Here is an 11,160-nt window from a genome sequence, read left to right on the forward strand (position 1 = left end):
TACTAATAAAAAAATTAAGATATTTGTCAAAGTATAAGTATGGAAAAATAATTATATTTAAATATTTAATACTATTATAATGATAAAAAAATTAGCAGCAGAAAACTATAAATGGTTTTGTAACAAAGATGGGAGTGATTATATTGCAAGCGAATACGCTTTAGAAGTTATTCTTAAAATAATAAAAAAATATAAAATCAAGAATATTTTAGAGATAGGTTTAGGCATAGGTTCTATTTCGGACACTATTTTTAAATATTCTAATTTATCAAATAATCATATAAGTTATTCGGGTACAGAAAAAAATGAATTTTGTTTAAAGGCATTAATAAATAATGTTGAAGATTTTAAAAAATTAAATTTATACAATGAATTGAAAGATATTCCAAAGAAAAAATTTGATTTAATAATTATTGATGGTTATGATGATACATTAAAAGATGTTGTTGCTTATAGTACAAATGAAACAATAATTTTTATAGAAGGTGATAGAAAAGGGCAAACAGATGCAATTATAAATATTTTTCCAAATAGTAGAAGTGTTAATGTTATTACTTTAAATAAAAATAAGGAATATGCACACGGAGCTTGCGAACCATCAACTTATATTGGTGGAGGACAATTGATTTTCGTAAATCCTAACTTTTACAATAAATTATATTGGTTTAAATTAAAATTAAAAACATTTACAAAAAGACAATTTCGGCAATGGGATTTATATAGTAAATTTCATAATTAATGGTAAAAGTATTGATACTAAAAAAATAATATTTAACTAATTAAAAATAATAGTTTATTTTAACTCCGCTTTTAGCGGAGTTTTTTTTTAAATTTAATATATTTTCAAGTTTAAAAAAAAACAATGATATTTGAACAATAATTATTGTTTTATATAATGAAAAAATTAGGTGTAGTAATTACCGATGGTGTAGGATTTAGAAATTTTATTTTAAGTGATTTTTTGGTGGAAGCCGAAAAATCATTTGATGAAGTTGTAATACTTTCGTGTCTTCCAGCCGAAATTTATTTAGAACATATAACAAATTCTAGAATTATTGAACTTACTGTTTTCGAAGAAAATTTTCAAACTTGGTTTTTTAGAAAAGCTAAAGAAGTTTCACATCTTAAATTGCATGAAAAAAATAATTTTGGAATTCAAGATAATTTAAGAGCAAATAAAACCAAATCTAAATCCGCAAGAGGATTTGCAACGCGTTTTATTTTTAAGATAACTTCCTTTTTACATTCAGAAAATTGGATTCAAAAATTTAATTCATTGCAGCAAAAATCTTTTAAAAACAATGCTGTAACGATTGATTATAAAACTATTTTAGAAAAAGAAAATTTCAGCTTACTGTTTTTTACACACCAGCGACCGCCATTTATTGCACCATTAGTGTATCAAGCAGAACAATTAAAAATTAAAACAGCTACATTTATATTTAGTTGGGATAATTTGGCGTCCAAAGGCAGAATGGCTGCCAATTTTGATTACTATTTAGTTTGGAGCGATTTAATGAAAACTGAATTGCAGCAATTTTATTTTAAAGTAAAAGAAAATAATATAGAAGTTGTAGGAACACCACAATTTGAATCTTATGTATTAGATAGATACAAAGTTTCTAAAGAAGAATTTATATCTAAGTTTAATATTAATCCAAATTTTATAACTATTTGTTTTAGTTGTGGTGATATTTCAACCAGCAGAAACGACGAATTATATATCGAAACAATTGCAAATGCTATTCAAGAATTTAAAATTCAAGACGTTAATTTAATAATTAGAACTTCACCAGCCGAAGATCCAATTCGATTTCAATCTTTTGTTAAAAAATTTCCATTTATAAAATGGAATTATCCCAACTGGAAATTATCTCGCGAAGGACATCAAGAAGCTTGGTCGCAAAGAATTCCATCAGTAGAAGATGTAAAAGATTTAAGAAGTTTGTTAGAATATTCCGATTTAAATATCAATATGTTATCTACAATGAGTTTAGATTTTATTCAGTTTGATAAACCAGTTATAAATACCGTTTTTGGTAATGCAGAAAATGGACTTTATGACGATCAACGATTTTTAAATTATGCTCATATAAAAAAGATTGTTGACAGTAAAGCAACTAAAATTGTAAAAAATCAAGAGGAATTAATTACTTCGATAAATTTATATTTAGAAAATTCAAATTTAGATTCTTATCATAGAAAAGAATTATTGCAACTTCAAGTAAGCAAACCTTTAGTCAATACAGGAAAACGCATAGCCGAAACTTTATTAAAATGGGTGTAAACAAAAAAATAGCTGTTTTATGTAATTACGAACTTTTACCAGAAAGAGTAGGAGGAATGGACTATTTTTTTTGGATGTTCGACCAGAAATGTAAAGAAAACAATATGCAAGTTGATTGGTTTTTTCCTAATAAATCAACCCACGGAAAATATGAATGTCTAAATATAATTTCAAGTAATTATGAAAATGTAGAACATTTTTTTACGAAATTTATCGAAAATAACAAGCAAAGTTACACTCACATAATAACTCATTTTATAGAAATTTGTTCTCCAATTTTTAAGAAAATCAAATTAATTTCTAATGCTAAAATTATGGTTGTAGACCATAATCCAAGACCAATAAAAGGATATTCTATTAAAAAAAGAATTGAAAAACGATTAAAAGGAATTTTATATTCAAGATATATTGATATTTTTATTGGCGTTTCTAATTATTCTAAAAATCAGTTAGTTAAAGAATTAGGATTGCAAATTAGTACCAAAACAAATGTAATTTTTAACGGATTAGAAATTAAAAAATTCAAGCAGAAAACTAATTTCAATATTAATTTTAATTTTGTAATTGCCTGTCATTTAAGAAAGGATAAAGGCATTCAAGATGTTATTTTTGCGGTTAGCGAAATTAAATTACAAGTTAAAATTCCATTCACAATTACTATTTTTGGAAACGGATATTATGAAGACGAGTTAAAAAAAAAGATAAACAATTTATCACTTCAAGACTATTTTATTTTTAAAGGAAGTATAGATAATCTACAAGATATTTATTGTAATTATGATTATTTAATTCATCCTTCACATGGTGAAACTTTTTGTTATTCTGTAGTAGAGAGTTTGTTAAGTAATTTACCAGTGATTACCAATAATCAAGGTAATGTTTTAGGATTAATCCATCATAATAGTAATGGGTTTTTGTATCAAGACTGTCACATTCAAGACTTAAAAAATATTTTAATAAGTATATTAAATAATGAAATTAAAATTGAAAACGGATTGCAAAAACAACCAAAAGTTCTCGATTTATCATTAGAGAAAATGGTTGTAAATTATATAAATCTTCTGCAATAAATGCTATTCAATTCTATAAACTTTTTACTTTTTCTTCCCATAGTTTTTGCCATTTATTGGATGGTAAACAAGCGTTCATTGCAATTGCAAAACATATTATTGTTAGCATCAAGTTATTTTTTTTATGCTTTTTGGGATTGGCATTTTCTTTTTTTATTGGTGTTTTCTACCGTTTTAGATTACTTTACAGGAATTAAAATGTATGAAGCCAAAACCGAAAAGAGCAAAAAAACATGGTTTTGGTTAAGTGTTTTAATAAATTTAGGATTTTTAGGAATATTTAAATATTATAATTTCTTTGCCAATTCGCTAGCAATTGCTTTAGAAAAAATAGGTTTTGAAGCCAGTTTTTGGACCTTGGAAGTAATTTTACCAGTAGGAATTTCGTTTTACACTTTTCACGGATTGTCCTATGTAATTGATATTTATAAAAATAGAATACAACCAGAGCGAAATATTATTTCGTATTCGTTATTTGTAAGCTATTTTCCATTACTTGTAGCTGGACCAATTGAACGAGCAACACATTTGCTACCGCAAATAAAAAAACAACGCATTTTCAATTACAGTTTGGCTATTCAAGGTGTGAAGCAAATAATTTGGGGATTATTCAAGAAAATTGTAATTGCTGATAATTGTGCATTTTTTGTCAATCAAATTTTTGAGAATTCTGCAAGTCATTCTGCAACCGAATTATGGATTGGAATGTTCTTGTTTTCATTTCAAATTTATGGTGATTTTAGTGGATATTCTGATATTGCACTTGGAACTTCAAAGCTGTTTGGAATAGATTTATTAAGAAATTTTAATTTTCCATATTTTTCTAAAGACATTGCCGATTTTTGGCGTCGTTGGCACATTTCACTTTCATCATGGTTTCGTGATTATGTATATATTCCACTTGGAGGAAGTCAAGGTTCTAAATTATTTCAAATTAGAAATGTCTTTGTGATTTTTCTTCTCAGCGGTTTTTGGCATGGTGCAAATTGGACATTTATTTTTTGGGGATTAATTCATGCTTTGCTTTTTATTCCGTTACTTGTTTTTAATAAAAATCGAAACAGTCTGCACGATTTAAGTTATAATTTTAAAACCTATTTAAAAATCATTTCAACATTTGTAATAGTTTCTTTTGCTTGGATATTTTTTAGAGCTGATACTATTAGTGAAGCATTTAATTATATATTTGGAATGTTTAATTTTAATGATTTAACACCAAATTATTTTTATAAAAATGCTAAGTATGCTTTGCTTTCAGCACTATGTTTAATTGCTATTTTATTTCTAGTTTTTATAGAATGGAAAAATGTGATCAAAGGAAATCAAGAAATTCAATTGTCAAAAAGCACTATTTTTATTGTGTTATTTTTATTATTCTGCATGGGAACATATAGAAATCAAATAAGTTTTATTTACTTCCAATTCTAAATTATGAAGAAATTTCTACTACATATTTTTAAATACGGATTGCTAGTTTTTATTTTACTAAATGCAATTGCTTGGTGTAGTTTGTATTTTCTTAGAAACTCTTCTTTTTACAAGCCACAATTTTTATCTCATGAAGTAAAAGATATTAATTTTGATTACATAGTTATTGGTTCAAGTATTGGTTTAACAACACTCAATACAGCTTTAATTGATAGTTTAACTAATAAAAAAGGAATAAATTTAAGTATTGATGATACTGCAATTAGTTCTAATTATTTAATGTTAAATCATTTTTATAAACAAGGAAAAAAGTCTAATTATTGTATTTTATCTATAAGTAATTGGGATTTAGCAAACAAAAATCCAGTATTAAACGATAATGATTACAGGTTTTTACCATTTGTATCTCAAGATTATGTTTTTAATTATTTTAAAAATCTTGAACAAGGATATTTTAAACCATTAACTTTTTCGCATTATTTTCCTGCAATTGGAGTATGTTATTACAACACCGAGATTTTTTATCCTTCAATTGTTAGTGCAATAAAGCCAAATAAACGAAACAGATTTGACGAAAAAGGAAACTATTTTTATCCAGAAATGGGTACAATTCAACCTAAAAAATGGAGTTCAATTACCTTAAGTTGGAAAAACCCTTATATTGAGAAAATTCAAAAATTATGTAATGAAAATAATAGTACATTAATTATTTATCAAGCACCAATTTTTAACACAAAAATTATAAATAAAAATAAAAGATATAATTTTGTCAATAACGCTAATGTTATAAAAAAGGACACTTATTTTTTTGATGAAATTCATTTAAATCAATATGGTAGAAAGAAAGCATCAACTATATTTGCAAAAGAACTAATGACAAATTATTTTAAGAATTAATTTTAAACAAACTTTTTAATGAGTTATTCTACATTTATACCTTTAATCAAAAAGTCAGGAAGTTCTTTATCTCCTGAAAAATTTCATGAAAGAATAAATATTGTATTTCACAACCATGAAGCGGTTTTTTATGATGAAATGCATACAGATATGAAAGAAAGTTTGCAACAACAAATAGATTTATTAGTTTCAGATTTATTTAAAACTAATGAACCTAAATTTAAAAATTTAAGATTGTTGGATGTTGGATGTGGTACTGGTTTAAGCACACAGTTTCTGTTGAATTCTAAAATTGGTAATCATATAGAATTTATTACTTTGCTAGATTCATCTGAGAACATGTTAGCTAAAGCAAAAGAAAAAGCAGAAAAGTGGAATAAGAATTATACAATAAAGAATGATTATATATCAAATGTAAATGAACAATATGATGTTGTAATAATTTGTTCTGTACTGCATCATATTCCTAACTTAAATTTGTTTTTTCAAGATTTAAATAGAGTTTTAAAAACTGGAGGTATACTTATCCATTTACAAGACCCAAATGGTGATGAACTTTTAAATATAGAATATGTTGATCGATTGGAAATTTATCAAAAACAAATAAAACTACAAAAAAAAAATAAAAAAATTATAGATTTTATTCCAAAAAACATTAAAAATTATATTAGTAGATTGTTAGGTCGAAAAACATATATAGACAAAATTAATGATCAATTAATTCTTGAAGGAACAATTAAAAATAGAATTTCTGCAAATGATTTATGGAGTGTTACAGATATTCATGTAGAAACTAAAACTGATAAAAGCAAGGGTATTTCATTAGTTTTTTTAAAAGATATTTTGATAAATTATTCTTTAATTAATTCAAGATCGTATGGTTTTTTCGGATTTTTAAAAAGCGATTTAAACGTTGAATACAAAGAGAAAGAAGAAAAATTAATTCAAAAAAATCAAACTAACGGAAGAAATTTATCTTGTGTTTGGATTAAAAATTAACTATGAAAATTTGTTTTCTTACTATTGAATTTCCACATTCTAAAACTGGTTCTTCTGGAGGAATTGGCACTAGTATTTTAAACCTTACTAAAGGTTTAATACAACTTGGTCATGAAGTTTCAATAGTTATATATGCTCAAGATAAAGATGAAGTTTTTATTAATAACGGAATCACTTTTTACAAAATTAAAAATATTAAATTTAAAGGTTTATCATTATTTTTATCCCAAAAAAAAGTAGAGAAATTATTAAATAAACTCGTTCAAGAAAATAAGATTGAAATTATTGAAGCTATTGACTGGACAGGATTTACTTCGTTTATTAAAGTTAATTGTCCAATAATAATTAAATTGCATGGAAGTGATACTTATTTTTGTCACCTAGACAAACGACCTGTAAAATGGATAAATAAGTTTTTAGAAAAACGAGCTTTAAAAAATTGTGATGGAATACTATCTGTTAGTAAATATACAGGTACTTTAACTAAACAATTATTTAATTTAAAATCTGAATTTACGGTTATTCCAAATGCTATTGATACTACTCAATTTGAATCCTTAAAAAGTGAAAATAATACCCAAAATATTATTTATTTTGGAACCATTATTCGTAAAAAAGGAATGTTTGAATTGCCATTAATTTTTAATGAAGTTTTTAAAGAAAATCTAAATGCTAAATTAACTTTAATTGGAACAAATGCACTAGATATTACTAATGGATGGAAACCAACTTGGGAATTAATTCAACCGTTGTTTAAAAAAGATGCTTTTCAAAACGTTACTTATTTAGGTAGTGTTCCATATTCTGAAATAAAAACTAAAATTCAAGAAGCAACTGTTTGTGTTTTTCCTACTTTTGCCGAGGCATTACCAGTATCTTGGTTAGAAGCAATGGCAATGAAAAAACCAATAGTTGCATCTAACATTGGTTGGGCAAAAGAAATTATAGATGATGGTATTGATGGATTTTTAGAACACCCAAAAAATCATATACAGTTTGCTAATAAAATTATAGAATTATTAAATGATAAAGAACTTCAATTTAAATTTGGAGTAGAAGCAAGAAAGAAAGTCGATTCTGAATTTAGTATTGAAATTATTGCAAAAAAAAGTGAAGAATTTTATAAAAAATTTTTATAAAAAATGAGTTTAAATTTTAAAGAATATATTACTCTTACTGGCGAAATAATACTTTACGTTGGTAATCCTGATTTACATAAACTTGATCAATTATCAGTTTCTTATGGTGATATTTGGCACAGTTCATTTGAACAAGGTTATAAAAATGCATTTCAAGATATTGTATATCAAACAATTGTTTTCTTTTGGTATGTTAACGATTATGATAATCTTGATGAATGCATTAGTTGGAGATTAAATCCTAATAATTTTGCTATTAGAAAATCGGTTTGGGAACAACTTGACGGATTTGATATTGATTATAAAAATAAGCAACTTCAAGCTTTAGATTTTGCATACAACGCTTTAAGAAATTGTGGAGCTACAACATTGTATGTTAAAGGATTGTATGTAACAACAGAAAAAAATATAATTGAAATTACTACTAAAGACAGGTATATTTTTTACAGAAAAAATTTTAAACTAGACCATTCTATTTTTATGCTTTACCGTAAAGGATTTTATAAAATTGCCGAATGGAATGCACTATTTTATGCTAAAAAGAATTTTTCATTAAAAAAAAATAGACCATTTGTAAAACCAAGAATTTTAAATGAAATTAAAGATAATCCTACAGTTAGTTACATTATTCCTACAATGTTGCGACAAGATTTTACTTTAAATTTACTTAATGATTTAAAAACTCAAACTTATAAACCAACTCAAGTTATAGTTGTAGATGCAACTCCAGAAAACAGTAGAGACGAAAGTTTGTATAATTCTAATAATTATCCGTTTGAGGTTCAATTTCATTGGCAAACTACTAAAGGAAGTTGCCGTGCAAGAAATGAAGCAATAAATTTATGTACAGGAGATTATATAGTTTTTGGAGATGATGATATTAGAATTCAACCCAATTTTATAGAAAATCATTTAAAATTATTGCAAACGTATAATGCTGGTGCGTGCAACGGTTTAGATATTCGTGCCGATAATCAGCAACAAAATTTAGAAGATTTAAATAATAAATTGATAAAATTAGAAAGTAATCGTTGGTTTGTTGGGATATCGCAGAGTTATAGTAATGCCAATTCTTGTGTAAAGCGAAGTTATGTGAATCAATTAGTTGGTAACGATATAAATTATGATGGTGGATATGGAGAAGATAGCGATTTTGGAATTTCATTAACTAAAATTGGTGTTCCAGTTTTACACAATCCATTTTCTGCCAACTTACATTTAAAACCAGCAATTGGAGGTTATCGTTTTTGGGGTTCGCAAGCTAAAGTTCTTGGTAAAAAAAGAAAAAAGCAACCTTGGGAATTAGATATTCCAGTTAAAAGAATTAGACCTGTTCCAAGTCCAACAATAATGTACCAAATTCATAAACAATTTACGCCACAACAATTCGTAGAATATAAGCATAAATATTTTTCGATGTATTTATTTAAAGGCAATAAATTGGAGCTACCATTAAAAATTATTAAATTACCGTATCGTTTATTGCAATTTAATAAGTCGGTTTTTTATGCGAAAAAATTAATTCAATTAGGTAAAAGAACTGTTTAATAATGATAGCAAAAATAACTATTCTGTCTAACTCTTATAAAGAAAATCTTGAATCTCAAGTTAAAGAATGTAAGGTTGTTATGGATTGTTCTAGAGTTGTTAAAAAAAACAAATCGTTTGATATTGAAGTAGAATTTATTTCTAGAATTGTATTTTTTAGAAACCATGATTATACTTGGCAAGATTTAAAAAACGATAGAATTGCCAATGAATATACTTCTAAAATCATAAAACTAGAAGATGGAACTTATGTTCAAGCCAATATAAATCAAGGTGTTTGGGAAATAAATAAACAAAATCCAAATAAATTAATTTGGAAATTTAACCCAGAATATTCTAAACCTATTGCACAATATGTTGGCGAAAGTTCTCAAAAACAAATTTATCAAGCCAATACAAAGTTAAACTTTATTGAAAATCCTACATTATTATTGTCTAAAACTGGGGCTTTAGAAATTAGTAGATCAACAATTCCGTTTTCTGCTATTGCTTGTTTTACAGATCATTGTGATTTTGACACCTTGCAAAATTTAAAATTACAAAGACAACTTTTTAAAGAAGCAAATATAAAAGTTACTAAAGGGTTTTTCTTAAATCATTTTTCCAAAAGAAGTGACAATGCATCTTATAAAAAAGATAAAGAAGAACTAGATTTATGGAAAAATGATGGTCATGAAATGTGTTACCATTCGTTATCTCAATCTATAAAATCTGATGAAGAAAGTTTTAATGATTTTGAAAATTTTAATCCACCATACAATGATGTAAATGTTTGGATAGATCACGGATTTCAACCTTATAATTTTACATTGTTTTCTAGAAATAACATTGATAAAAATAATTATGAAAATAAATTATTTAAAAAAAACATTAATACACTTTGGAATTATATAGATTCTGGTTCGTCAACTAAAGGAATTATAAACCAATTAAATACTTCTCAATTCACTTTAAATAGTTTTTATAACGGAATTAAAAACTTTTCATTGAAAACTAAAATTGTTCAGCTTTTTAAAAATATTATTTTTCATTATGATAATGATGAAAAGCGAATTAGAAATTATATAGATACAATTACTCATGCAAAAAATGTAATTATTAAACGAAAAATTGGAAGCATAGTACCATTATTTAAAAATGCAATTCCACTTTTAAATCCAATTTTTAAAGTTATTTTCTTTTGGAACTTTCAAAAAAACAAACCCTATAAAGTTGCTAAATATTCTCCTATACTTTTTAAACATACCATTTTTGAAAAAGAGTTTTATATTTTTCAAACGCTAGAAATGGTAGATTTTAAAAAAGCATTGCATCAAGAAAATATAAATTTATTAATTAAAGAATCTGGAGTTTTTATTGCTCACACTTATTTTTCTGTAGATATGAAACATTATTCTGGAAAATTATTTCTGTCTGAAGGAAAATTTGATCAAGAAGTAGTAAATAATTTTAAGTATTTGGGTATAAAAATCTCAGAAAATAAAATTTGGAATCCAACACTTACAGAATTAATAACTCAATTTGATATTTTTGATAAAACTATAATAGATTGTGATGAAAACGGAAATCTGTATCTTAAAAATAATTCTAATTTAATTTCTAGAACCATTAATTAATGAAAATTATAGTAACTAAAGAAGAAAATTATAAAATAAAATGGGATAATTTCATCAGTAAAAACGAATATGGAAGTCATTTGCAGCTTTCTAGTTGGTTACAATCTTATAGTAGTTATGGATTTGATTATGAATTATTTATTATTGAAGAAAATGATGAAATCATTGGAGGATTT

The 11,160-nt window shown here is 25.2% G+C and carries 9 protein-coding genes; all 9 read left to right on the forward strand.

Going from position 1 to position 11,160, the window contains the following annotated elements; genetic code table 11:
• Positions 1 to 79: 79 nt before the first annotated feature.
• The 9 genes from ACH2BC_RS01375 (at position 80) to ACH2BC_RS01415 (ending at position 10,984) form a co-directional block, all read left to right on the forward strand.
• A complete protein-coding gene (locus ACH2BC_RS01375) occupies positions 80 to 739 on the forward strand; it encodes a hypothetical protein (RefSeq protein ID WP_395052160.1) in 660 nt (219 codons plus the stop codon).
• A gap of 156 nt (positions 740 to 895) precedes the next feature.
• Positions 896 to 2,287 (forward strand): hypothetical protein, encoded by a 1,392-nt coding sequence (locus ACH2BC_RS01380; RefSeq protein WP_395052161.1) that lies wholly within the window; start codon positions 896 to 898, stop codon positions 2,285 to 2,287.
• Complete coding sequence (locus tag ACH2BC_RS01385; protein ID WP_395052162.1) at positions 2,278 to 3,357, forward strand: glycosyltransferase family 4 protein; 1,080 nt, start codon at positions 2,278 to 2,280, stop codon at positions 3,355 to 3,357. The genes ACH2BC_RS01380 and ACH2BC_RS01385 overlap by 10 nt, the downstream gene beginning before the upstream one ends.
• Positions 3,358 to 4,785: an MBOAT family O-acyltransferase gene (locus ACH2BC_RS01390; RefSeq protein WP_395052163.1), complete on the forward strand. Its 1,428-nt coding sequence runs from the start codon at positions 3,358 to 3,360 to the stop codon at positions 4,783 to 4,785.
• Positions 4,786 to 4,788: 3 nt separating this feature from the next.
• Positions 4,789 to 5,682, forward strand: a complete 894-nt coding sequence (locus ACH2BC_RS01395) for a hypothetical protein (RefSeq protein ID WP_395052165.1) — start codon at positions 4,789 to 4,791, stop codon at positions 5,680 to 5,682.
• An 18-nt stretch (positions 5,683 to 5,700) separates the two neighbouring features.
• Positions 5,701 to 6,681 (forward strand): class I SAM-dependent methyltransferase, encoded by a 981-nt coding sequence (locus ACH2BC_RS01400; RefSeq protein ID WP_395052166.1) that lies wholly within the window; start codon positions 5,701 to 5,703, stop codon positions 6,679 to 6,681.
• A 2-nt stretch (positions 6,682 to 6,683) separates the two neighbouring features.
• A complete protein-coding gene (locus ACH2BC_RS01405; RefSeq protein ID WP_395052167.1) occupies positions 6,684 to 7,820 on the forward strand; it encodes a glycosyltransferase family 4 protein in 1,137 nt (378 codons plus the stop codon).
• A 3-nt stretch (positions 7,821 to 7,823) separates the two neighbouring features.
• Complete coding sequence (locus ACH2BC_RS01410; protein WP_395052169.1) at positions 7,824 to 9,368, forward strand: glycosyltransferase family 2 protein; 1,545 nt, start codon at positions 7,824 to 7,826, stop codon at positions 9,366 to 9,368.
• A gap of 2 nt (positions 9,369 to 9,370) precedes the next feature.
• A complete protein-coding gene (locus ACH2BC_RS01415; RefSeq protein WP_395052170.1) occupies positions 9,371 to 10,984 on the forward strand; it encodes a hypothetical protein in 1,614 nt (537 codons plus the stop codon).
• Positions 10,985 to 11,160: the final 176 nt, after the last annotated feature.

The organism is Flavobacterium sp. (assembly GCF_043760115.1).
GTDB lineage: Bacteria > Bacteroidota > Bacteroidia > Flavobacteriales > Flavobacteriaceae > Flavobacterium.

Coding starts and splice junctions, on each gene's coding strand:
- ACH2BC_RS01405 (WP_395052167.1), top strand. CDS start 6,684: ATGAAAATTTGTTTTCTTACTATTGAATTTCCACATTCTAAAACTGGT.
- ACH2BC_RS01410 (WP_395052169.1), top strand. CDS start 7,824: ATGAGTTTAAATTTTAAAGAATATATTACTCTTACTGGCGAAATAATA.
- ACH2BC_RS01380 (WP_395052161.1), top strand. CDS start 896: ATGAAAAAATTAGGTGTAGTAATTACCGATGGTGTAGGATTTAGAAAT.
- ACH2BC_RS01375 (WP_395052160.1), top strand. CDS start 80: ATGATAAAAAAATTAGCAGCAGAAAACTATAAATGGTTTTGTAACAAA.
- ACH2BC_RS01400 (WP_395052166.1), top strand. CDS start 5,701: ATGAGTTATTCTACATTTATACCTTTAATCAAAAAGTCAGGAAGTTCT.
- ACH2BC_RS01385 (WP_395052162.1), top strand. CDS start 2,278: ATGGGTGTAAACAAAAAAATAGCTGTTTTATGTAATTACGAACTTTTA.
- ACH2BC_RS01415 (WP_395052170.1), top strand. CDS start 9,371: ATGATAGCAAAAATAACTATTCTGTCTAACTCTTATAAAGAAAATCTT.
- ACH2BC_RS01395 (WP_395052165.1), top strand. CDS start 4,789: ATGAAGAAATTTCTACTACATATTTTTAAATACGGATTGCTAGTTTTT.
- ACH2BC_RS01390 (WP_395052163.1), top strand. CDS start 3,358: ATGCTATTCAATTCTATAAACTTTTTACTTTTTCTTCCCATAGTTTTT.